This is a genomic window from Alphaproteobacteria bacterium (genome assembly GCA_016124955.1).
Classification (GTDB): Bacteria; Pseudomonadota; Alphaproteobacteria; order UBA9219; family RFNS01; genus RI-461.
Window position 1 is genome coordinate 1 of the sequence record WGMR01000009.1, and the last position, 23,531, is coordinate 23,531.

General features: G+C 62.0%; 22 protein-coding genes and 1 tRNA gene. 18 read left to right on the forward strand and 5 right to left on the reverse strand.

The features are described from left to right. From GC131_08640 to GC131_08650, 3 genes are read left to right on the forward strand one after another with little or no spacing between them, the layout of a single operon-like run. Positions 1 to 1,719: an AMP-binding protein gene (locus GC131_08640; protein MBI1274130.1), complete on the forward strand. Its 1,719-nt coding sequence runs from the start codon at positions 1 to 3 to the stop codon at positions 1,717 to 1,719. A gap of 8 nt (positions 1,720 to 1,727) precedes the next feature. Next, complete coding sequence (locus GC131_08645) at positions 1,728 to 2,975, forward strand: acyltransferase family protein (GenBank protein MBI1274131.1); 1,248 nt, start codon at positions 1,728 to 1,730, stop codon at positions 2,973 to 2,975. Then, the gene (locus tag GC131_08650) at positions 2,972 to 4,186 is read left to right on the forward strand and encodes an acyltransferase family protein (GenBank protein MBI1274132.1); all 1,215 of its coding nucleotides are present in this window, start codon (positions 2,972 to 2,974) and stop codon (positions 4,184 to 4,186) included. The genes GC131_08645 and GC131_08650 overlap by 4 nt, the downstream gene beginning before the upstream one ends. Before the next feature lie 6 nt (positions 4,187 to 4,192). On the opposite strand, the gene GC131_08655 is transcribed toward GC131_08650, so the two are convergent. Both GC131_08655 and GC131_08660 read right to left on the reverse strand, forming a co-directional pair. Further along, positions 4,193 to 5,254 carry a WD40 repeat domain-containing protein gene (locus tag GC131_08655; protein ID MBI1274133.1) on the reverse strand — a complete coding sequence of 354 codons (1,062 nt, stop codon included), beginning with the start codon at positions 5,252 to 5,254 and terminating at the stop codon, positions 4,193 to 4,195. Continuing rightward, positions 5,254 to 6,324, reverse strand: a complete 1,071-nt coding sequence (locus GC131_08660) for a GTP-binding protein (GenBank protein MBI1274134.1) — start codon at positions 6,322 to 6,324, stop codon at positions 5,254 to 5,256. The genes GC131_08655 and GC131_08660 overlap by 1 nt, the downstream gene beginning before the upstream one ends. Positions 6,325 to 6,543: 219 nt before the next feature. On the opposite strand from GC131_08660, the gene GC131_08665 reads away from it, so the two are divergent. The 9 genes from GC131_08665 (at position 6,544) to GC131_08705 (ending at position 14,905) form a co-directional block, all read left to right on the forward strand. After that, a complete protein-coding gene (locus GC131_08665; protein ID MBI1274135.1) occupies positions 6,544 to 7,008 on the forward strand; it encodes a hypothetical protein in 465 nt (154 codons plus the stop codon). 3 nt (positions 7,009 to 7,011) lie between these two features. Beyond that, positions 7,012 to 7,746, forward strand: coding sequence for a hypothetical protein (locus GC131_08670; protein ID MBI1274136.1), 735 nt, complete (start codon positions 7,012 to 7,014; stop codon positions 7,744 to 7,746). A gap of 92 nt (positions 7,747 to 7,838) precedes the next feature. After that, entirely contained in the window at positions 7,839 to 8,465 is a 627-nt protein-coding gene (locus GC131_08675) for a hypothetical protein (protein MBI1274137.1), read from the forward strand. 6 nt (positions 8,466 to 8,471) lie between these two features. Then, positions 8,472 to 9,794 carry a hypothetical protein gene (locus GC131_08680; GenBank protein MBI1274138.1) on the forward strand — a complete coding sequence of 441 codons (1,323 nt, stop codon included), beginning with the start codon at positions 8,472 to 8,474 and terminating at the stop codon, positions 9,792 to 9,794. A gap of 68 nt (positions 9,795 to 9,862) precedes the next feature. Next, positions 9,863 to 10,909 (forward strand): NAD-dependent epimerase/dehydratase family protein, encoded by a 1,047-nt coding sequence (locus GC131_08685; GenBank protein MBI1274139.1) that lies wholly within the window; start codon positions 9,863 to 9,865, stop codon positions 10,907 to 10,909. Beyond that, the gene (locus GC131_08690; protein MBI1274140.1) at positions 10,906 to 11,232 is read left to right on the forward strand and encodes a hypothetical protein; all 327 of its coding nucleotides are present in this window, start codon (positions 10,906 to 10,908) and stop codon (positions 11,230 to 11,232) included. Before GC131_08685 ends, GC131_08690 begins: the two co-directional genes overlap by 4 nt. After that, positions 11,229 to 12,707, forward strand: a complete 1,479-nt coding sequence (locus GC131_08695) for an FAD-binding protein (protein ID MBI1274141.1) — start codon at positions 11,229 to 11,231, stop codon at positions 12,705 to 12,707. Before GC131_08690 ends, GC131_08695 begins: the two co-directional genes overlap by 4 nt. A gap of 7 nt (positions 12,708 to 12,714) precedes the next feature. Further along, positions 12,715 to 13,602 (forward strand): hypothetical protein, encoded by an 888-nt coding sequence (locus GC131_08700; protein ID MBI1274142.1) that lies wholly within the window; start codon positions 12,715 to 12,717, stop codon positions 13,600 to 13,602. Then, entirely contained in the window at positions 13,595 to 14,905 is a 1,311-nt protein-coding gene (locus GC131_08705; protein ID MBI1274143.1) for a hypothetical protein, read from the forward strand. Before GC131_08700 ends, GC131_08705 begins: the two co-directional genes overlap by 8 nt. Here GC131_08705 and GC131_08710 read toward each other — a convergent pair. After that, positions 14,902 to 15,495: a 4'-phosphopantetheinyl transferase superfamily protein gene (locus tag GC131_08710; GenBank protein MBI1274144.1), complete on the reverse strand. Its 594-nt coding sequence runs from the start codon at positions 15,493 to 15,495 to the stop codon at positions 14,902 to 14,904. The genes GC131_08705 and GC131_08710 overlap by 4 nt on opposite strands. 88 nt (positions 15,496 to 15,583) lie before the next feature. Here GC131_08710 and GC131_08715 point away from each other — a divergent pair, with 88 nt between their 5' ends. Further along, positions 15,584 to 16,876: a hypothetical protein gene (locus GC131_08715; protein ID MBI1274145.1), complete on the forward strand. Its 1,293-nt coding sequence runs from the start codon at positions 15,584 to 15,586 to the stop codon at positions 16,874 to 16,876. 2 nt (positions 16,877 to 16,878) lie between these two features. Here the strand turns inward: GC131_08715 and GC131_08720 are convergent, their stop codons facing one another. Both GC131_08720 and GC131_08725 read right to left on the reverse strand, forming a co-directional pair. After that, complete coding sequence (locus tag GC131_08720; protein ID MBI1274146.1) at positions 16,879 to 17,220, reverse strand: aspartate 1-decarboxylase; 342 nt, start codon at positions 17,218 to 17,220, stop codon at positions 16,879 to 16,881. A gap of 38 nt (positions 17,221 to 17,258) precedes the next feature. After that, positions 17,259 to 17,345 (reverse strand) — tRNA-Leu (locus GC131_08725). 122 nt (positions 17,346 to 17,467) lie between these two features. On the opposite strand from GC131_08725, the gene lipB reads away from it, so the two are divergent. From lipB to GC131_08750, 5 genes are all read left to right on the forward strand, one after another. Continuing rightward, positions 17,468 to 18,220, forward strand: a complete 753-nt coding sequence (gene lipB, locus GC131_08730; GenBank protein ID MBI1274147.1) for a lipoyl(octanoyl) transferase LipB — start codon at positions 17,468 to 17,470, stop codon at positions 18,218 to 18,220. Positions 18,221 to 18,387: 167 nt separating this feature from the next. After that, a complete protein-coding gene (locus tag GC131_08735; GenBank protein MBI1274148.1) occupies positions 18,388 to 19,365 on the forward strand; it encodes an AAA domain-containing protein in 978 nt (325 codons plus the stop codon). A 4-nt stretch (positions 19,366 to 19,369) separates the two neighbouring features. Then, positions 19,370 to 19,924, forward strand: coding sequence for a hypothetical protein (locus tag GC131_08740; protein ID MBI1274149.1), 555 nt, complete (start codon positions 19,370 to 19,372; stop codon positions 19,922 to 19,924). Beyond that, positions 19,921 to 20,844 (forward strand): DUF58 domain-containing protein, encoded by a 924-nt coding sequence (locus tag GC131_08745; protein MBI1274150.1) that lies wholly within the window; start codon positions 19,921 to 19,923, stop codon positions 20,842 to 20,844. Before GC131_08740 ends, GC131_08745 begins: the two co-directional genes overlap by 4 nt. Beyond that, entirely contained in the window at positions 20,841 to 23,531 is a 2,691-nt protein-coding gene (locus GC131_08750; protein ID MBI1274151.1) for a DUF4159 domain-containing protein, read from the forward strand. Before GC131_08745 ends, GC131_08750 begins: the two co-directional genes overlap by 4 nt.

The following is a 23,531-nucleotide window of genomic DNA, read 5'->3' on the forward strand; positions in this document are numbered from 1 at the left end:
ATGCCCGAAAACGCTTCCCATCCATGGCTTACCCGCTACCCCGCCGCCGTTGACTGGAACGGCACGCTGCGCACCACGCCCGGCGCGGCGATGCTGGAGGAGGCGGGTGTAAAATGGCCCGATAACCTGTGCATCGATTTTCTCGGCAAGACCTATACATATAAAGAAGTGGCGGCACTGGCTTCGCGCGCCGCCGCGGGGCTGCAGAAGCTGGGCGTGAAGAAGGGCGACCGCATCGGGCTTTTCCTGCCCAACACGCCTTATTACGTGATCATGTACTACGCGATCTTGAAGTGCGGCGGGGTGGTCGTGAATTTCAACCCGCTTTATGCCGAGCGCGAGGTCGGCAACATGATCAAGGACAGCGGCGCCGAGATTATGGTGACGCTGAATTTGCAAATGACCTACGGCAAACTGGCGAAATTGCTGGATACCACGCCGTTGCGCCATGTGATTGTTTGCCGGATGCAGGATATTTTGCCCTTTCCGCAAAACATTCTGTTTTCAATCTTCAAGCGCGCGCAGATCGCGACCGCGCCGGACGATACCCGCCACACAGCCTATGCGCGCCTGATCGAAAACGACGGCAAATATACGCCCGCCAGCGTGGACCCGGCGCGCGACGTGGCGGTTTTGCAATATACGGGCGGCACCACCGGCGTGCCCAAGGGCGCGATGCTTTCCCACGCCAACATCACCGTGAACGCGCTGCAATCGGTGCTGTGGTGCCCGGAAGTGCGGCCGGGGCAGGAGCGCATGATGTGCGTGATCCCGTTCTTCCATGTGTTCGCGATGACGGCATGCATGAATTTCGCGCTGATGACCGGCGCGGCGATGATTTTGCTGCCGCGCTTCCAGATCGACCAGCTCGTGAAAACCATCCATAAAAAGCGGCCGACCCTGTTCCCCGCCGTGCCCACCATTTACAACGCGATCAGCAATTATCCCGGGCTGGCGAAATACGATCTTTCCTCGATCCGTTATTGCATTTCCGGCGGCGCCGGGCTGCCGCAGGAAGTGAAGCGCGATTTCGAAAAATTGACGGGCTGTATCCTTGCCGAAGGCTATGGCTTGAGCGAAAGCGGCCCCGTTGCCAGCTGCAACCCGGTTTCGGGCGACAGCGGCGGGATCAATAAATCCGGTTCGATCGGGCTGCCGCTGCCGGGCACGGTGCTCGAGATTGTCAGCCTCGAAGATCGCGCGACGGTGCGCCCGCAGGGCGAAAAGGGCGAAGTTTGCATCCGCGGTCCGCAGGTGATGCTGGGCTACTGGAACAACGAAGACGAAACCGCGCACGCACTTGTGCAAACGCCGGAAGGGCCACGGCTGCATACCGGCGATGTCGGGTATATGGATGCGGAAGGCTATATTTTTATCGTCGATCGTATCAAGGATATGATCGCGGCCGGCGGATACAAGATATACCCCCGCCATGTGGAGGAAGCGATCTACCTGCATCCGGGGGTGGAAGAATGTATCGTCGCCGGCGTGCCCGATCCGTATCGCGGCCAGACCGTGAAGGCCTGGATCAAGCTGAAGGCCGGGGTCGAGCTGGACGAGCCGGCGCTGCTGCACTTTCTTTCCGATAAACTGTCGAAGATCGAGGTGCCGAAGCTGGTTGAATTCCGTGCCGCGCTGCCCAAGACGCTGATCGGCAAGCTCGACCGCAAGGCGCTTCTGGCCGAGGAAGACAGCAAACGGAAATTGCAGGAAAGGTGACCCGGCCCATGCCTGACGCAGTACGTGCCGCGGTGCCATCGGTGCCTATGCGTCTGGTCGGGCTGGATGCGATGCGCAGCATCGCGGTTATATGTGTTTTTCTTGTACACATCGATTTTGCGTGGCAGGGCCGTAGCACGGCCGATTGGTGGCATCTGTTTCCGTTTTCCTCTCTTTTCAATACTGTAGCGATTATATCGGCGCTATATATACTGAGCGCCTATGTGTTGGCGCTGCCTTTTTTCGGGGGCCGCGCACCCGCCGTGCTGCCTTTTATGGTCAAGCGCTTTTGCAGGCTGTATATACCTTTGGTAACGACCACGTTACTGGTGTTTTTTTTGTATCACATAACGAATACGCTGGTGCTCGACCGCTATTGGGTGTTGTCGGATGGCGGGCAAATAATGTCTTCTTACCCCCATGTTGAGCCGACAGAACTTTTTGCCGATGACGCTATCAACCGGATTTTGATGCTGGGGGTTTTTTATGTAATGCCCACGCCATCTAGTTGGGAGCATGTTCTCGACCTGTTGTCCCTTGCCGGGACAAGTTCAAGCACAACATTGAACAGCGTTGTCTGGTCGCTGGTGCACGAGATTCGCCTGTCTATGGTTTTCCCGGCGCTCATTATACTGTGCCGTGATACGCGGCGTGCATTGTTGGTTGCCGCCGCGCTTTATACGGCTGCGTCGGCCGCCATTGTCGTGACAGGCGATAGCGATATGTGGCTGCATCAGACTGAAAATTTCTGGGTCAGTTGGCTGATCACGCTGCGTTTTGCGGCATTTTTCATTATCGGCATATTGTTGGCGAAGCATAGCCCCGTTCTGGCGGAACGGATCGGCAAGATGGCGCGATGGAAGATCCTTGCGACGTGGTTACTTGTTGTGTCGGTGTTTGCCTTGCCCGACTACCATGTGCTGGCGCCCCTGTTTGCCTTTGCGATTTCTGTGGCTGTTTGCCTGTGTGTGCACTCGGCCGGCACGCAAAAGATTCTGGAATGCACGCCGCTGCCATGGTTGGGCAAGACAACCTACAGTTTCTATATTCTGCATTTGTCGCTTCTTGCCATGGTTATGCAGAAGATGGCGGGCCAATTTCCCTACGGCGCTGTTTGCCTTACCGCCCTGGTGTTTACGTTTGTGCTATCGACCGCGCACTATTACACGGTTGAACTGTGGTCGATAAAAATCGGGCGCAGGCTTGGACGTATGGCCGCGGGCTTTCCCGGCCAGACAACCACGAGAAGCAAATGACGGCAGCAGGCGGTGTCCATGCGGCACCCGGGCGCATTGCCGCGCTCGATGCCTTGCGCGGGCTGGCGGCGCTTTGCGTCTTTTTCACGCATACCTACAGCACGTGGCCGGGGCAATCGGTCGATGATTTTATCAATTTCTTTCCGTTCTATGTTTTCATCAACCACAACGCTCCGATCGTGTTCTTTGTGCTGAGCGGTTATGTGATGGCATTGCCGTTTTTCGGGCCGCGCCCTTTGGGCTGGCTGCCTTTCGCGGCCAAGCGCGCGGCGCGGCTTTATGTTCCCTTTGCCGCTGCCACGCTTGTTTCGACCGTGCTTTTCTACGCCTCTTCGATTACACCGCTGTATTTCACATGGACGCCGTGGAGCACCATGCCGGCCGAAAGCCTGATATCAACCATCAATCACACTCCGTTGACGCCGTGGCCGTGGCTGAATGATTTCCTGATGCTGGGGCGCCCGGGAATCGCGCATGCGCCGCTGACATGGAAAAGTATTTATGAACAGCTGGCGCTGACCGGCGTGACCAGTATGCAAACGCTCAATACCGTTGTGTGGGCGCTGGTGCATGAAGTGCGCATATCGCTGATCTTTCCGCTGCTGATTCCGCTCTGTCGTTCGACCCCGCGCGCATTGCTGGCGGGTGCGGCGATGTTCGTTATTGGCACCGCCGGCATCGTGGCATCGGGGCAGAGCAATATGTGGCTGTGCGAAACCGAAAACGCGTTCGTCAGCTGGTTGATCACGCTGCGGTTCATCCCATTCTTCATAGCCGGTATTTTGCTTGTCCGGCACCGCGAACAGATCGGCGCACTGATCGCGCACATGCCGCGCTGGGGCGTGGCGGCGCTTTGGGTGGCGGTGATATGGGTGATGTGCCTGCCCACATACCATGTGCTCGATATTCTGTTCGGCGCGGCCGTGGCCACGATCGTGGCGTTGTGCAGTTTTTCACCTTGGACGCAGCGCGTTTTCATGGCAACGCCGTTGCCGCGGCTCGGGCGCGTGGCGTACGGGTTTTATCTTTTACATTTGCCGGTGCTGTTTGTTTTAACTTCCAAACTTTCCACCGCATTGCCTTATTGGGGGATATGCGTCGCGATTTTTATCGTCAGCTTCGCGCTGGCGACGTTGCTGTATCACCTTACCGAGGTGCCTTCGAAGAAGCTCGGCTATTGGGCGGCGGCGCGCTTCGCGCGGCACGGCTGACCGGCGCTACGGTTTGCCGCCCTTGACCGCGCGCCCGACGCTTTGCAGCGTGAATAACATAAGCGTGCCGTCTTCGCGCGCCGCGAACAGGCAATCGCCGTCCCCGTTCCATGCAAGGCCCGCGATGGCGCCGCCTTCCACCGCCGGCGCAATCATCACATCGATGCTGCGGCCATCGAGCGGCAGCAGCGCGGCCGCGCCGTCGGCATAGCCCGCTGCCAGCATTTCATCGCGCGGATGCGGCGCGACCTGCGTCACAAGCGCGGGTCGCTCGCTGCCCGGCGTCAGGGGGGGCTTGCCCCACGGCCCGCCGCCGGTGAAGGGCCAGCATACCGGCACCCCCGCGCCGGAGCTGGCGAGGTATTTCGATTTGGCGGTCCATGCCATGGAACGGACCTTGCCGGCATAACCCGCCATGCGCATTTCATTCATGTCGGACAGGCGCCAGCCATGCAGCGCGCCTTCCTGCATCGTGGTCATGACGATCTTGCCTTCCGGGTGCCAGAGGATGCCGAGATGCGATCCCTTCCACGCCAGCACGTTCGGCTGCTGTTCGCGCGCATGCGTCCACCACAGGCTGACGCCGTTATAATGGCTGGCGGCGATGCGCTTGCCCTTGGGCGTGAAGGCCAGTCCGCCGATGGAAGAAGGGTGCGGGAGCGGCGCGCCCGCCTGCTTGCCTTCCGCATCCAGCAAAAAAAGTTCCTTGCCGATGGCATAGGCGCGCAAACCTTCCTTGCCGCTGGCGGCGACATGGTCGATCCATTTGCCTTTATGTTCTGCCAGTATAGTCGGTGCGTCCGAAGACGGCTCGATCACGCATACGCGCCCGTCATCGCCGCCCGTAAGAAACCCCGCGCCATCGGCATCGGGCGCCAGCGACAGCGCAACGCCTTCATGCAAGGCAACGAATTTGGGGTTATCGGGAAATTCTTCGGCCTTCAGCATCGCGAGCCGCCCGTCACCCAGCGCGATGCCGAGCCAGCTACCCTGCAGGTTGGTGCACATGCCCACGACAGGCGCGCCCAGTTGCCATTCCCGGGCGATGGCGGAAGTTGCAGCGCCCATCAGGCGGCGCAGGCTTCGAAGCCGGCCCGCAGTTCGGCTTCGTTAAGGTCGCGGCCGATGAAAACCAGACGGCTGATGCGCTTTTCGCCCGCTTTCCAGGGCGGCAGCGTGGCCGCATCCATCATCATGTGAACGCCCTGCACGACGAACCTTTCCTCGCTGCCCTTGAGGTTAAGGATGCCCTTGTAGCGCAGCAAATCCGGGCCTTTGTTGGCGCGCAGATCGGCCATCCAGTTTTCGAAACGCGCGGGATCGAGCGGTTTTTCGCTGCTGAACGACAGGCTTGCGATACCGCTTTCATGCACGTGGTTGTGCCCGTGTTTGTGTTCGTGCGCATGGGCATGATCGTGATCGTGTCCGCAATGTTCGTCGCATGTGTGATCGTGATCATGTCCATGATCGTGATGATGGTCGTGCGCCTTTTCGGGTTCAAGAAAATGCGGGTCGCGCTCCAGGATGCGTTTGAGATCGAAAGCGCCGAGCCCGAGCACGCTTTCAAGCGGCACCGCGCATTTTTCGGCGCGGATGATTTTTGCGGTGCTGTTGATGCTGCGGATCGTGCGTTCGATCGCGTCAAGTTCGGGCGGCGACACAAGATCGGTTTTGTTGAGCAGCACGATATCGGCGAAGGCGATTTGCTGCGCCGCTTCGCGGCTGTCTTTGAGGCGCAGGGGCAAATACCGCGCATCCGTCACCGTGACGATGCCATCGAGCCGGGTTTTTGCCGCCACGTCCTCGTCGGCAAAAAAAGTTTGTGTCACCGGGCCGGGATCAGCGAGGCCCGTGGTTTCGATGATGATGCCGTCGAAGCCGCCGGCGCGCTTCATCAGCCCGCCGAGGATGCGGATGAGATCGCCGCGCACCGTGCAGCAGATGCAGCCGTTGTTCATTTCGAAAATTTCCTCGTCGCTGTTCACGACAAGCTCGTTATCGATGCCGATCTCGCCGAACTCGTTCACCACCACGGCATATTTCTTGCCGTGCTGCTCCGACAAAATGCGGTTGAGCAGCGTGGTTTTCCCGGCTCCGAGATAGCCGGTAAGGACGGTAACGGGTGTTTGTTCAGCCATTTTGGTTCCTTGCGCGCGAACGGAATTTGCCCCCATACATGGCGATTGGCGCGGCTGCAGGCAAGCCACCATCTAACTATCTGTAAAGACTAACATATTTTCGTATTTTGACAGGCGGGGCAGGCCGCGGCCCGCAGGGGCGAAAAAATCTTCCCTGCGCCGCCGCGAAGTTCATGAAGGAACTTATCAGGGCGCGAATCTTATGCTATGCGGATAAGCATGCTGATGAAACGCGCACTTGCCGCCCCGGTTTTCATGGCCGCCACGCTTCTGCTGGCCGCCTGCGTCGCCACCCCCAAGCCTGAAGGCGTGTTCATGGACGGGCCGCTGTTCGTCGGCAGCAAGGTAAAATGCAACGCCGGCAACATCGATCTTGTGCGCTATGAGCAAGGCAAGGAACCTGTTATCTGCGCCAAGGGCGGCTGGAAGCCGGTGCCGGGTTTGGCAGCCGGCGGCAAAAAGGCCGCGATGATCAAGCCGGAAGATTCGTTCGGCGTTCCGAACAACATTGTAATGCCCGGCAAGTTTTTCGTTGGTCCCGTCCCGGTATGTGCCGAGGAATATTTGAACACTGCGCGCTTTGAAGCCGGCTGGCTTGATGTTTGCACCAGCAAGGGCTGGCTGCAGGTGCAGGTAATCCCCGGTATGGACGCTGCGGCGACGGCAAACAAGAAAGGCAAATAACTTATGATACGCAGGCTTTTCCCCCTTCTTGCCCTTTTCGTGCTTCTGTTTTCCGCCGCCCCTGCGCTGGCGCAAAGTAATTCGTGCACATTGGTAACAACCGGCACGAGCCAGGATATTACCGCCTTTACCACCTGCAAGCGCGTGACGAACAGTTCGGGCACCACGGTGTGCGCCGTGAGCAACGTGGATTCGGCGCAGTGGGCAAGCTTTTACAACAACCCGCCGAGCGGCGTGACGATCGGGGAATGTTCGTGCACGCTGCCATGGGGCGGTACGATCAATAACGGGCAGGGTGTAACGGCCTATCAGGCCAGCTCTGTTGCCTGCGGCGCCAGCTGCGTATCGCAGACGCGGACCTGCACGTCGGGCGTGTTAAGCGGAACCTATACGAACGCGAGCTGCAGCGTGGCGACCTGCGCCGGCTGGTGTTCAAGCGGCGTTTGTTATTATCAGGCCTCGTCCGGTCAATCCTGCAACACTTTCTGCGGCAGCCATGGCGGTTGCGACGCCACGGGCGTATCAGGCATGGGCGGCAACTGGACGACTTGCGGCACGGTCGGCGCGCATTTCGGCGCGACGGCGGCTACCAACGGGGTGGATTGCTCCAGTTTAGGTGCGATGGGCTGTATGTATTATACCTATTATGGCACCAGCTATTATCGTTGCACGCAGGGCGGCACCTGTGACGCAACCCCGGCGAGCGTTTATGTTCGTTTCTGCGCCTGCAACAGCTAGGCAGGGCTTAGCGCACCTGCGCTTGCCATTGGATAAAAAGCGCATACACTGCATAGTGTTGTTTCCAGCATCACGGCAACAGGGGAACTGTATTGTCCAATAAGCTGAAATGGACGCTGATCATCATCGCGGCGCTGGTCATCCTGCCGTTGCTGGGCGGGGGCGCTTGGCTGTTCGCGGGCAAACCCGATACGGAAACCGTGAATCTTCCGGCCATGCATATGCTGTATGTCGAACGGACCATCACGGAACGCAAGACAATCGAGATAATCGGGGCTTTCTATGCGGCGACCTTCATAAACCCGGGCCTTCCGCCGTGCAAGAAAATAGCCATACAATGGTTCGACAATCCGTTGGTGACAAGGTTTTCCAAGGGTTATTACAGGGCGGGCTGCCTTGTTGACAGGGCGCCGGCCGGGAAACTTGAGCAGATTGAAGTACAGACCATTCCTGCGCAATCATGGCGGCAAATGACAACGAAGCTCGGCGGGATGGGCGACTGGCTGCGCAACATGCTGTGGATGCATTTGTTTGCCGGCGGCGACAGGCCCTATGTCCTTTTGCTTTGGGAATCGGACATACTGGAAAGTGCCAAGAAGGAACTTGCCGTAAAAGATACCGACATCGTTGCGCCGCAGGCGATCACTGTTCTGGCGCCCGCGGGCGATGTTGCCGAAGGCAAGCCATCCGCCCCCGCCGCAACAGCGGAAGAAGAATAACCCTGTATGCCCGCCCCTGCCGCCGCAAAAACTGTTGGCGGTTTCCTGTTCATGGGCCTGCTGGCCCTTGTATCGATGTTGCGCGGGCAGCCGGGCGCCTGCGGTTTTTCCAATATATGGTGGCGCCATAACTGGTTGACGGATTACGAACACGGCTTCGTGCGCCGCGGGCTTGCGGGCACGCTGGCGAAACCGTTTCTGAGCGATCCCGCCGCCACTACTGACTTTATCGCCGCCGCGACGATTGCCGTGAACATGCTGGCCGTCGCCGGCGTCGCCGTGCTTTTGCTGATTGTGTGGCGTGGGCGCGACCGTGCGCTGTTCGCAGCCTTCGCCATTTTTGTGGCGACAACGCCCATGCTGCCCTATCTGATGCCTTATGATGGGGCGCTGGACGGCTTTATCCTTGCCTTATGCACCGCCGCGACGCTGGCGTTGATGCGCGGCCATGCATGGGTCTTTGCCGCGCTTTTTGCAATCGGCGCGCTGGTGCATGAGGAAGCCGTGGTGGTTTTGCTGCCGCTGGCCGGCTGCGCCGCGCTTTTGGGAACGCGCGGCGGGAAGAAAGCCGCGTTTGGCGCGTGCGCCGTGGCCGCCTTTGTTTTCGTTGCCGGCATTTTGAACCCGGCCACCATGGACATGGCGGAAAAATATGTGCTTTACGGCATGCCGCCTTCACTGGCGCAGGATATCGTAGCGTATCTTAACCTGCCGCTAGCCGACAACGTGCGAGAAACGCTGACGCTGTGGCGCAATTTTCCCGCAGGCAGCCTGATTGCCGCGCTTTACCCGCTGTTTGCAGTTGTGCCGTTGCTGGCGCTTGGCGCGTGGCGTTTGCGCGCGCCCGGTGCGGGCTGGAAAATGTGGCTTGGCGGGGGCGTGCTTGTGATTTTGCCTTATGGCGCGCTCGCGCTCGCGCTCGATACCTCGCGCCTTGCCGCCTTCGCGACTTTTTCCAATGCGCTGCTTGCGGTCTATGCGCTTACCCGCCTTGCCGCGCCCGCTGCTGCTGCCGCGCCGCCCGCGCCTGTGCGCATCGCCCTAGCCGCGCCGGCCTTTGTTTTATATTGTGCCGCGCCGGTCATGCTGCTGTGGCCGTTCGGGCTGTGCCAGGTGAATATTGCCTATCACCAGAAAATGCATGCGCCGCTGGCCGACGCGGCCCGCGCGCTGCAGGCGCATATTGGCAGGCAGGCAGGCGAACTGCCACCCGCGCCGCCGCGGCCCGCAAGCGCGGACCCGCATGACCGCGATACGCTCAAGCGCATGAGCCACGGTTTGCGGGCCTGCCTGTCGGTGGAAGGCTGCGCTGCCGCCGCGCCGCCCTGACCGGCCATTTGCCAAAGCCGGACCGGCTTGCCATCTTTGGCATTCGCTTGCTGCATAAGGCATAAAACATGGTTCATTTGGTCACCGGCGGTTCGGGCTTTGTGGGCGCGGCGATTGCGCGCGCGCTTTTGGCCGACGGCGCGCATGTGCGGGTTTTTGACCTGTGGCGCGCTCCCGATTTGCCGCAGGGCGTTTCCTTTGTGCAGGGCGATGTGACCGATGCCGCTGCCGTTGGTGCGGCGATGCAGGACGTAACACACGTGCATCACAACGCCGCGCTGGTGCCGCTGTCCAGGGACAGACGGCGGGTTTGGCATGTGAATGTGGAGGGCACGCGCACGGTTCTGGAAGCCGCGCGGCGCACGAACGTGCGAAGATTCGTGCATATGTCATCGAGCACCGTGTTTGGCGTGCCCGAAAACGTGCCGGTGACGGGCGCATCGCCGCGCGTGCCGTTCGAAGCCTATGGCAGGGCAAAAAAGGCGGGCGAAGACCTTGTGCTGGCGGCAATGGAAAGCGGGTTCCCTGCCGCCGTGATAAGGCCGCGCACCGTGATCGGCCCCGGACGGCTCGGGATTTTCGCGATCCTGTTTTCATGGATCCGGGCGGGCGCCAACATTCCGGTGTTCGGCAGCGGCGATAATTTGTTCCAGTTCGTACATGTCGATGATATCGCGCAGGCCGGTCTTTTGTGTTGCGCGCGCAAGGCGCGCGGCGCTTTTAACATAGGCGCAGAGAATTTCGGCACGCTGCGCGGCGATCTGGAATTTCTGTGCCGGTATGCGGGAACGGGTTCGCGCGTTATAAGTTTGCCTTCCGGGCCCGCAATCGCCGCGCTGCGGCTGCTCGATATCATGCGGCTTTCGCCGCTGGCGCCGTGGCATTACCGCACCTATCACAAACCGTTCTATTTCGATATGGAGCCGGCGCGCAGCATGCTTGGTTTCCGCGCGCGCCATGATAACCGCACGCTTCTGACAGAAGGTTATGACTGGTATTGCCGCCATGGCGATGGCGAAGCCGGGCACGATGCGTCGCTGCACAAAAGGCCCGTACGGCAAGGCATGCTGCATTTCGTGCGTTTTTTGCTGCGCATGGGGGGAAAAGCATCGTGACGCGCCGGGCCATCATACGGGCCGCGCTGCCCGGCTGGCCCGTGCTTGACGCGCCCGCACGGGATGCCGTGTGCGGCGATATCGCGGCCTATATTGATGCGGCGCTGGCGCGCGCGCCGTTTTATACCCGCGCCGCCATCTGTACGCTCGATATTCTTTTTGCACTGTTTTCGCTGTTTCGTCCGGCAACGCCCGCGCTGCTTGAGCGATGGGAGAATGCATGGCAGCCCGCGCGCATGCATGTGCGATTTTACCGCACGCTCGCGCTGCTTGCATGGTGCGATGACGGGCGCGTGCAGGCTTTGTGGGAGCGCGCGGCATGAACGGCGATTTTTTGCTTTCGTTGCCGGCCGCGCTGGATTGCGAGGTGCTGGTTGTCGGCTCCGGCGCGGGCGGCTGCATGGCGGCTGACGCGCTGGCGGGCGCCGGGGCGGACGTGCTGATGATCGAGGAAGGGCCTTATGTGCCGCAAAGCGCCATGCCGAAGACAAGCGCAAGCGAGGTGCAGGCGATGTGGCGCGGCGGCGGGCTAACGGCCGCATTCGGCCCCGTCCCGGTTGCGTATGCCGAGGCGCGCTGCGTCGGCGGCGGCACCGAAATTAACAGCGGGATCATGCAGCGCGTGCCGGATGCGTTGCTCGAAGAATGGGCGCGTATCCATGCGCTGGCGGATTTCGGCGCGGACGCGCTGCGGCCCTATTATGACAAGGTGTGGGCCGAACTTGTGCCGGCCGCACCGCCGGAAACCGGCCCGCCGGGCCGCGTAGCCGGTTTGTTGCAGCTTGGCGCGCAGCGCAAGGGCTTGCGCCATGAAGCGCTTGTCCGCGCCGCGGATGGCGGGCGCAGACATTCGATGACGGCAACGTTATTGCCGCGCGCGCAGGCACGCGGCATGCGGCTTGTGGCGCAATGCGAGGCGCGAAAAATCATATGGAAGCGCGGCGCGGGCGGCCGGGCGGTTGTGCGGGGCGTGGAAGCGCATGCGACCGGGCCGGACGGCCAGCGCCGCCGCGTGCATATTGCGTGCAAGCAACTTTTCCTTGCCGCGGGCGCGATCCATACGCCCGCGCTGCTTCGCCGCAGCGGCATTACGGAAAATATCGGGAACAGTTTGCGGCTGCATCCTGTGCTGAAAGTTCTGGCCGATTTCGGTGAACCCACGGGCGCCATGGCCGAACGCGTGCCGCTGGCGGCGATAACGGAATTCATGCCTTCGCTGCGCATGGGCGGCTCGGTTTTCACGCCGGGGTTTTTTGGCATGGCGCTGGCGGAAAACTGGCGCGACCGCGCCGCGCTGTTGCCCCGTCACCGCGATTGCGCGCTTTATTACACGATGGCGCGCGCGCAGGCGCGCGGGCGGGTGCGGCCATTGCCGGGCATGGCGGAGCCGCTTGTGCGCTATGCGCCGACCGATACCGACCGCGCCGCGCTGGCGCGCGGGCTGGAAAGCCTTGCCGGTGCCTTGCTGGCGGCAGGGGCGCGGCGCGTTATCCCTTCGCTTGCTGGGCACCCTGGCTGGGACAGCGAAAGTGCGATCGATGCGATGCGGATCATGGAAAGCGCGCCCGCGCGGGCGCAGATGATGGCGATCCATCTTATGGGCAGCTGTCCCATGCACGGGGACCGCGCGCAGGGCGCGGTGGACCCGTTTGGCCGCCTTTACGGGTTTAAAAATGCCGTGATCGCGGATGCCAGCGCGATGCCGGAAGCGCCCGGGGTCAATCCGCAGGCGACGGTGATGGCGCTGGCGGCGCGGGCCGCCGCTTCGTGGCTGGCAGTGCGCGGACAGAGCGTGTAAACAGGAAATGATGAAAAACAACGCCCCGCAAACAGGCATTTTGCCGCCGCTTATCGCCATCATGCGGCCGCAGCACTGGATCAAGAACACACTCGTGCTGCTGCCCGCTTTTTTCTCCGGCCGCATGGCGGATACGGATGCCGCGCAGCTAGCGATGGCCTTCGTGCTTTTCTGTATCGCCGCCAGCGCGGTTTATGTGTTCAACGACCTTTGCGACCGCATGGCTGATGGCGCGCACCCGCGCACGCGCCGCCGCCCGCTGGCAACGCAAAAACTTTCGCCGCGCGCGGCCGCCATTTTTCTGGCCGTGCTTTTGGCCGGTGGCGCGGCGCTTATGTACGGCATGCAAGCCCCTGCGGCCTTCAATGCCATTGTGCTGTGTTACCTTGGCGTCAATGCGGGGTATTCGCTGGGGCTGAAACGCGTGCCGGTGCTTGAACTTTTTTTGCTGGCGAGCGGGTATATTTTCCGGCTTTTTGCGGGCGGCAGCGTGATAGACGAGCCGCTAACCGGCTGGATCGTCGCGGTAACGGGCTTGCTCGCATTGATGCTTGCGGCCGGCAAGCGGCGCGGCGATATCGCGGCGGTCGAAAAGGATAAAGCCATGACGATGGCGGCAACCTATGACCCCGCCTATCTTGGCGTTATCATTACCGTGTTGGCGGCTGCGCTGGCCGCGACCTATGTGCTTTTCTGCATTTCGGACTATGCGCAAACCCGGTTCGGGCCGCATGTGACATGGTCCGCGCTGTTCGTGCTGTTCGGGATCATGCGTTATCTGCAGCTTGCGCCTGCGGGCGGGGGCGATCCGGTCGCGCTTTTGTACCGCGACCGGCCCATGCTGGCCTGCGCCGCCTTGTTCGCGCTGTGCTTCGCGGGGCTGATATATGGGTAGTGGCACGCCGCGCCCGCACCGGCGGAATGCCAGGGTTTTTTTGCTGTTTCTGGCCGCCGTAACGGCTTCCGCCTTTCGTGCGCAGCCGAACGCGTTTGAAGCGTTCGGCGGCTGGTTCAGGTATTTCTGGTACGTTACCTATGAATTTGGCTATGTGCGCCGCGCGCTTTTGGGCGCGCTTGCGGCGCCGTTCATCGATGCGGCCGACCCCGCCGCCTTTATCAATGCCGCAACCCTTGTATTCAATGCCGCCGCGCTGTGTGCCGCCGCGCTGCTTTTGCTGTTCGCGCTTCATCGCCTTCCCCGGCCCGCATTCTTTTGTACGCTCGGGTTTTTCCTTGTTTCTCCGCTGCTGCCCTACCTGATCATTTACCCGGGCATCCCCGATAACATCATCATTGCCGTTTGCATCTGTGCGACGCTGGCTATTCTGAGCGGGCGCATAGTTGTTTTCATGGCGCTGCTTCTGGCGGGCATGCAGGTGCATGAAATGGCGGGGCTTATCCTGCTGCCTGTTGCGCTGTGTGTTGCGTGGTTCGGGCGTACGCGCGCGCAGCGCGCCGCTTTCCCCGCCGCGCTGGCGGGCTTCGTCATATGTCTGTTTGCCGCCGCGATCAGCCCTGCCGCCGTGCAATTCATCGATGTTTTCGGGCAATACGGCATGACGCCGGATTTCGGCAGCAAGGTTCTGGCCTATCTGAATAAATCCTCGCTCGCGAATTTTTACGACATGGCCTATTTCTGGGAAGATAATTTGCCGATGACGGCGGCGGGTTGCCTGTATCCGCTTTTGGCCATTCTGCCGCTGTGGTTTTGCGCGGTGCCCGGGCAAGGCCATGCGGGCGGGCCGCGACGGCTGGGCTTGCCCGAACTTGCCGGGTTTGCGGCGGCATTTACCTTTCCCTATTTCGCGGTGCTGGTGGGCTACGATTATTCGCGCTACGCTGCGCTGGCGACGCTGGGAAACTGTCTTGTGCTGGTCTGTTTTTTTTGTCTGCACGCGCCGCCGCGGGAAAAAGCTGCCTCCGTGCCCGGCAAGACCCCGCTGGCGCTGTTTGCGGCCGCCGTTTTCCTGTATTGCGCGATGCCGCTTTACTGGTTCTGGCCGAACGGGCTGATCCCCGTCAATCTCGGTTACCACAAGGCATTGCACAACCCGCTGGCCGCCGCGATGGAGCGGCGCGGATTTTTGAAAGATGCGAACGTGACGGACCTTGTTTTCATGCGCGTACAGCGGCAGGCGGATCGCATACTTGAAGAAGATTACGCGCCATTGAAAAAAGCAAACGGCGTGGAAAACTAGGCGGCGCAGACCGCATAGACAAAACCATCATCCAATGCGCCGTCCGCGAAGGCCGCGCGCGCATCATTTGTTCCCAGCTTGAAGCGCGCCTCGCGTTTGCACCATATATCGAAGCCCGTGCGGCGGCGCGAAGCGGGCGGCACGGCGGCAAGTTCGGCGTTTTCCTCTGCGCTGAAAAAGCGCTTCGCGATCGCTTCGATATCCGTGGCCGGGCCCATATGCTGGAGATCGACACCAAGATAGCCCGCGCCGCGCATGATGCCGATCAGGATTCTTGTGCCATCCGGCCCGGTGCTGTGCGAAAGGCTGAAGGCGGCTTCGCCGCCGGGCAAAACCGGTTTGCCGTTTTCAAGCAGCGTAACGGGCACGGCTTCGGGCGTTATGCCCAGCAAGTGCCCGAGATGCCGGCGCAGGCAGGCGCGGGCAAAAAGGAAAGTATGCGCGCGGGCGGGCGCGTTCATGGCAGCGGCGCGCTTGCGTTCGGCGGCGGATACGCTTGCATGGTGCGCCGTATCGGAAACGGGCGGTTCGCTATGCAGAAAAAGCAGCACCGGCCTGGCGGCGCATTCTATTGTCCAGGATCGTTCCATAAAAAGGCACCAAAGGCGGGCATGAGAGAGTTTTTGTCTTTTCCGCCATACCTTACTATAAGATCAGGCTGGCGGAGGGAGTTTCGCGATGCGTTTTATTATCTTCCTGATATCCATGATTTTTCTGGCCGGCAGCTTGCCGGCTGCGGCCGCCTTTGCGCTCGATGACATGCCGCCGCCCAAACGCGCGCCGCGTACGCCCGTGGCTTCGCAAAAGCTGGAGAGCGGCAAGAAAGCCCCCAAGATCGCTGTGGGCGACGAGATCAGCGGCGATGCCGTGGTGCTGGACGGCGAACATTTGCAGGTGCGCGGACAGGAAATGCGTTTGTTCGGCGTGGTGCCGCCGCAGCTTTCCGCTCCGCTCGGCCCGCAGGCGCGCCAGCGGCTTGATAAACTGGTGGCGGGCGCCGAAGTGACGTGCGAGGTGCGCGACCGCGCACGCGACGGGCGCTTGCTTGCGCTGTGCGGCACGGAAAAAACGCCCGATCTCGGGCTCGCGATGCTGCGCGACGGCTACGCGGTTGTGGCGCGCGGCAGCGTTGATGGCGCGGATATCGCCGCCGCCTATGAAATGGCCGAAGAAAAGGCGCAGAGCAAAAAGCTCGGCCTCTGGCATGCGGATATAGAAGAAGCCGCAGCCGAAACCCCGCCGCCCGCATCTGCGGCCATTGAAGCGCCGGCGCCGGTGCAGGCCCCCGCCTTGCCCGAACAAGCAAAAAGCGCGGACGGCAACTGGCTTTTGCCGGTTTGGCTGCTTTTGCTTTATATCGTGGTCAACACGCTGTGGCAGAGCATTGCGCGCAGCGAAAGCGAACGCCGCGAACGGCGCGCGCTCGCGGCTGCGCTACGCGGCGAGCTGGCGGCGGCGCGCGGCATCTGCATGACCAAGGCCGAACAGCTAACGCACGATATGAAGGCGGACGGCAAGGGTATCGGCCAGTGGCCGCGTTTGCGGACCATCGTGTTCCAGGCGCATGTAAGCAAGATCGGCCTGCTTGGTGCTTCGCTCGGGCGCAAGGTTGCTTCGCTTTACGGCCAGTTCGCCGATTATGCCGCCTATGTTGGTGCGCAGGCGATCGAAGGCGCGCATAGCAAGGCCGATACCGCTTCGGTCCGCAACGCGCTGCTTACGCTGGTTGCCTATATCGACATGACGGCCGAAGAGCTTGAAGCGGTCGAGCGCGCCAATACCGGCTTCCTTTCGCGCCGCCCCAAAGCCGTGCCGGTGCCCGCCTCCGCCGCCCCCGCCGCGCCGGAAGAAGAAGCGGGCGAGGCGGACGAGATCGTGACCGTGGGCGATGAAAGCGACGATATGCTCGATGCGAGCGCCGACGATACCGGCGAAGACGCGGAAAGCGGCAACAAGGAAAGCGCCGCCTGAAACTACAGATACCGCACGAAGCGATTGCGCGCATCGACGAGGATGGATTTCGGCGTAACCGGGGTTTCGGTCAGCTCGAAGCCCATGACGATAATTTCCTCGCCCTTCTTGATCAAATGCGCCGCCGCGCCGTTCATGCACACCGTGCCGCTGCCGCGCTCGCCCGCAATCACATAGGTTTCAAGCCGCGCACCCGATGTGTTGCTCACGACCATGACCTTTTCCCCCGGCCACAGACCCGCCTTGTCGGCGAGATCCATATCGAGCGTGATGCTGCCGATGTAGGAAAGATCGGCGTCCGTGACGGTCGCCTTATGTATTTTTGAGCGCAGGACGGAGCGCATGGCGGCCGTGACCCGTCTGTTGCATGAGGTTAGAAAAATGGTGCGGTCGAGAAGACTCGAACTTCCACGACATTTCTGCCACAGCGACCTCAACGCTGCGCGTCTACCAATTCCGCCACGACCGCACATTCTGGTTGGGTGGGACACTGTGTGTAGCAAAGGCCTGTCGGCCCGACAAGCAGCGCGAATTCTACAATATAGTCAATGAGTTAATGGCATATAAGACGGGCTTTGTTGCGGGTGCGAAATGGTTTATGATGAGCCAATGCAGACCGCGTCCCTCCCTACCGGCCACAGCATAGAATGGACCGTCAGCGCCGCTCCCGTTCCTTACGCGAACGCGATGGCGGCGATGGAAGAACGTGTCGGCGATATCATTGATGGCGCGGCGCGCGAAAAAGTCTGGCTGCTCGAACATCCCCCGCTTTACACCGCCGGCACCAGCGCCGACCCCGCCGAGCTTCTGAACCCGAACGGCATGCCGGTTTTCCAGACCGGGCGCGGCGGGCGCTATACCTATCATGGCCCCGGGCAACGCATCGCTTACGTGATGATGGATCTGCGCCGCCGCCATGGCGCATGCGGCCCGGATTTGCGCGGCTATATCAGCGATCTTGAAGAATGGGTGATCGCCTCGCTCGCCGATTGCGGCGTGGTTTCGGGCCGCCGCAAGGGGCGCATCGGCATTTGGGTCAATCATGCGGGCAACGAAGAAAAGATCGCCGCCATCGGCGTGCGCGTGCGGCGCTGGGTGACCTTCCACGGCGTCGCCATCAATGTTGCGCCCAATCTTGCACATTTCCGCGGCATCGTGCCGTGCGGGATCCGCGAACATGGCGTGACCTCGCTTGCAGCGCTTGGCCGCGATACCGGCCGCAGCGTAAGCATGGCCGAGCTTGATGCCGCGCTGCGCCGCAACTGGGATGAGGTTTTTGCGCCCCGCGCAGGCATGCCGGCCGCCGCCGGGACCGGCGAACCCGAAGCGCTGCAGACCGCCTGAAGGCTGGCCAAGCGGCCCATGCACCGCTAAGATGTGTCGCAGAACCTGCGCCGCCAAAGCGCGATGCGACTATCCCGGAGACCAGCCCCGTGACGAGCCATATAACCCCGGCAACCGACGCCGCCCCCAACCCGCGCCGCGCCACGCCCAACGCTTCGGGCGCGGGCATGGAAGATCTGATCGCCGAAACCGCGAGCACGGCCGCGCAATTGAAAGATGTGCGTACCGCGATTGGCGCCGCGATTTTCGGGCAGGAAAAGGTTATCGAACAAAGCCTGATCGCGCTGCTTTCGGGCGGGCATCTTTTGCTGGTCGGCGTGCCCGGCCTTGGCAAAACGAAACTGGTTGATACGCTTGCGCGCTCTCTCGGGATCCGCGCGGCGCGCGTGCAATGCACGCCCGATTTGATGCCCGCCGATATTCTCGGCTCAGAAATCCTCGAGGAAACCGAAAGCGGCAGCCGTGCTTTCCGCTTTATCCACGGGCCCGTTTTCACGCAGCTTCTGATGGCGGACGAAATCAACCGCGCCAGCCCGCGCACGCAATCGGCGCTTTTGCAGGCGATGCAGGAACGCAGCGTGACCATTGCGGGGCAGGATCACGCATTGCCCGCGCCGTTCCATGTGCTGGCGACGCAAAACCCGATCGAACAGGAAGGCACCTACCCGCTGCCCGAAGCGCAGCTCGATCGTTTCATGTTGCAGATCGATATCGATTACCCCGATGCCGCCGCCGAACGGCACATGACCATCGCGACCACCGGCGCGAACGATGCGGCGGTGACGCCGCGCTTCAGCGCCGCGCAATTGCTGGCGGCGCAGAAGCTGGTGCGCCGCATGCCGATCAGCGACCGCGTGGTGGACGGGATCATGGCCATCGTGCGGCAGGGCAGGCCGGAAAGCACGAATATCGACGCGGTGAAGGAATATGTGGCGTGGGGGCCGGGGCCGCGTGCGGCGCAGGCGCTCGCGCTGGCCAGCCGCGCCCGCGCGCTGCTCGATGGCCGCCTTTCCCCCTCGCTCGATGACGTGCTGGCGCTGCTTATGCCCGCGCTGCAGCATCGCATGGCGCTGCAATTTTCCGCGCGCGCCGAGGGCGTGCAACTGAAAGACATTATCGCGCTGCTGGCCGAAGCGGCCGGGTAGTTCCATGGCTGCCGGGAAAGCCGCAAAAACCGCATGGCGATGGTTCAGGAACGCGGTTTATGCGTTGACTGCGCTGATTGCTCTGCTGGCTGTGTTTGTGATGTCTATTCATCCCGTTACGTTGTTTCTTCGCCCGCAAATAGAAAAAGATTTCTTTGCCGCAGCGGACAAGAAAATAGAGCAAGGCGAGGATAAAATTTATTTCAGGGATGTGGCCAATTTCGATTGGGATACAGTATGCGTGCTTTCGCCATATACGCCGACCCGGGATGAAAAAAAACTCAAGCAGCTTGTTAAGGCGGATATTTCAGGACTTACGCTTGAAGATTTCAATGTCGATGATGACTCTTTATGGAAGTTTATCTTTATTGCTGACGAGAAAATCGTGGGCATAATACCCACGATGGGCGAATATTATTTTAAGGTAGCTTACAACAACAACTGCATGGGCCGTGATCATGCGGGCATGGTTTATATGCCGACACCTGAAGAAGATTCGGAAGAGCATTTAGGCGCTTCGGGGATGCCTGACCGCTTGCTGGTGCAAGAGCTGCCATGAGCTGGCGTGCGCCGCAACTTGAAGAACTGGCGCTGGCGCTGGCGGCGCCGTTGCCGCCGCTGCAGCTCGGCGCGGCACGCCTTGCGGCAGGCCTTCATGGCGGCGCGCACGGGCGGCGCAGGCCCGGCGTGGGCGAAGGGTTCTGGCAATTCCGCCGCTACGGCCCGGGCGACGACGCGGCGCGCATCGACTGGCGCCAATCGGCGAAGCGCGAACACATCTATGTGCGCGAACATGAATGGGAAGCGGTGCAGACGCTTTGTCTTTGGACCGATCTTTCGCCTTCCATGCATTATGCGTCCGACGACCGGCATTCTTCCAAATCCTATCGTGCGCTGTTGCTTGCCTGCGCGCTTGGCTGCCTCGCGCTTCGGGGGGGCGAGCAGGTGCTGGCGCTGAACGGCGAGCAGCGCGCGCCTTTGCGCAACCGCGGCGCATTGCCCCGTTTGGCGCAATATTTAAGCCGGCAGGCGCGCGCGGGCGCATTGCCGCATCCGCCCGCATTGCCGCGCAACGGCGTCGCCGCGATGTTCAGCGATTTTCTGATGCCGCTTCCGGCGCTCGCGGCTGCGCTGCAGGGCGCGGCTACGCGCGGTTGCAGCGGCGCGCTCGTGCAGGTGCTCGACCCCGCGGAAATATCATTCCCCTTCGCGGGGCATGTTTTGATGGAAGACAGCGAAGGCGCGGAGCCGCTCGATTTGCGCCGGGCCGAGGCGCTGGCGGATCTTTACCGCAAACGCATGACCGAGCGGCAGGAAGCTGTGCGCGCGCTGGCGCGGCAGGCGGGCTGGCATTTCCTAGTGCACGATACCGCATCCGACCCGCGCGCATGTTTGATGCAATTGTTCACATGGCTGCAGCCGCCGGAACATCAGCAAAATAACCGCCGGCAAGGTGCGCGGGCCGCGGGGCGGGCATGACCGCGCTTTTAAGCTTCGCCGCGCCCTGGGCGCTGGCCGCGTTTCTGGCGCTGCCCGTGCTGTGGTGGCTTTTGCGGCTTACGCCGCCGCCGCCGCGCAAGCTGCGCTTTCCCGGCGCGGTGCTTTTGCGCGATGTTGTGCAGGATGAACAAACGCCCGCCACCACGCCATGGTGGCTTTTGGCGTTGCGGCTTTTGATCGCGACGCTCGTTATTCTTGGTGCGGCGCAGCCGCTTTATAAGCCGCCCGCCGCATTGCCGGGCAAGGGGCCTGTGCTGGCCGTGATCGATAACGGCTGGGCCGCCGCCTATGGCTGGGCGGCGCGGCAGGATGCGGCGCGCCGGCTGTTCGCGCAGGCGGCGCGGGAAGGGCGCGATGTGATATTGCTGCCGACCGCGCCGGATGCCGAAACCGGCGCCGTGCGCCTGACGGGGCCGCAGCCCGCGCAGGCGCTTGCGCATCTGCTTGAAACCATGCGTCCGCAGCCCTGGCGCACCGAGCATGCCGCCGTGCTTGCGCTTTTGCGGGAACGCGGCTTGTCCGCGCAGACCTATGCCGCATGGTTCAGCGACGGGCTGCGTGCGCCGGAAACCGATGCATTATATGCGTACCTGCACGATGCCGGGCCGGTTGACGTGTTTGCGGGGGAGGAAAGCATTTTCGTGCTGCACGCACCGCAAATTGCGGGCGATGCGCTGACCGTGACCGTAAGCCGCACGCCCGCCAGCGGCGCCGCCGACATTACGGTGGCGGCGCAGGGCGCGGACGGCGCCGTGATCGCGCGCCAGAGCGCGAGCTTTACCAGCGGCGCAAGCCATGTGGGCGTTACGCTTGCGTTGCCGCGCGAGATTCGCAACCGGGTCACGGCGCTGACGCTCGAGCGCCGCCGCGGCGCGGCCGCCACGCTTTTGCTCGATGAACAGTGGCGGCGGCACCTTATCGGGCTTTCGGGCGACGAAAGCGCGCTCAAGGAACGGCCCTTGCTTAGCGATCTTTATTACCCCGCCCGCGCGATCGAACCATTTGCGGCAACCGTGACCGGTGACTGGCGCGATTTGCTGGAAAAGGATATTTCGATTCTGATCGTCACGCACAACCTGCCTTATAACGAGCATACCGAGGATTTACGCCGCTGGATCAAGGCCGGCGGCGTGCTGGTGCGCTTCGCGGGCCCGAATTTGCAGGACGAAATGAGCCACGAGGAAAAGCCGGGCGATGCGCTTTTGCCGGTGCGGCTGCGCGCGGGCGACCGCGCGCTCGGGGGTTCGCTTTCCTGGGCAAACCCGCAAACGCTTGATGCCTTTCCGCCCGCTTCCCCGTTCCGGGGGCTTGAAATTCCGCCCGACGTGACGGTGAGCCGGCAGGTGCTGGCCGAACCGACGGCCGATTTGCCCGAACGCACATGGGCGCAACTGGCCGATGGCACGCCGCTCGTGACCGCGCACAAAACAGGGCGCGGGATGATCGTGCTGTTCCATGTGCCGGCGCGCGCCGGCTGGTCCACGCTGCCGCTTTCGGGCCTGTTCGTGCAAATGCTGGAACGCATCACAGGCCTTGCGGCCGGAACGGAAGACCCGCTGCTTTTGGGTACGCTCCCGCCGCTTTCGGTGCTGGACGGATTCGGGCGGCTGCAAACGCCGCCGCCGCCGGTCACGCTGCCGCTTACGGCAGAAACGCTGGCGCAGACCGTGCCCAATGCGCATCAGCCGCCCGGCTTTTACGGCACCGCGGCGGCGCGCCATGCTTTCAACCTTGGCGAAACGATCGGCGATTTGCAGCCCTTCGGCGCCGCGCCGTTGAAGCCGCTGGCGGAAGGCGCGCGCGGCATCGATTTCCGCCCGTCCTTGCTTATGGCCGCATGCCTGCTTTTGCTGGCCGACTGGCTGGCCGGACTTTGGCTGCGCGGTTTTATCAGGCGCCGCATGCCGCGCGGGGCCGCAGCCGCGCTTGTGGCGGCGCTATGCTTCGCCGCGCCGCATGCGCGGGCGGACGATACCGATGCCGCGCGCATCACGACACTCGCTTACGTCAAGACCGGCGATTATGTGAGCGATACGACAACCGCGGCTGGGCTCCGCGCGCTTACCGAAATTTTAAAGCAGCGCACGGCGATCGACGAAATCAGCGTTTCGGGGGTTGATCTGGCGCGCGACGAGCTGGCTTTCTATCCGCTGATTTACTGGACCGCTTCGCCCGCCTCCCCGCCCCTGCAGCCGACGGCGGCGGATAACGTCAACGCCTATCTCGCGCATGGCGGGATGATTTTAATCGACACGCGCGATGGCGGCGGTGCAAACCTGGATGCGCCGGTGCCGCTGGAGCGGATTTTGCGCGGCGTCGATGTGCCGGCGCTGATGCCGCTGCCGCGCGAACATGTTTTGCTGCGCGCCTTCTATCTGCTCGATGGCGCGCCGGGCCGCACCGAAGGCGGGCCATTGTGGCTGGAGCCCGAATCTTCGGCCCGGCATGACGGCGTTGCGGGCTTGCTTGTGGGCGGCAACGATTGGGCCGCCGCCTGGGCGCGCGATGGAAACGGAAAGCCGTTGCATGCCGTGATGCCCGGCGGCGAGCGGCAGCGGGAGATGGCTTATCGCTTCGGCGTCAATCTGGTGATGTATGCGCTGACCGGCAATTACAAGGCCGATCAGGTGCATGTGCCCGCAATTTTGGAAAGATTGGGGCCGTAG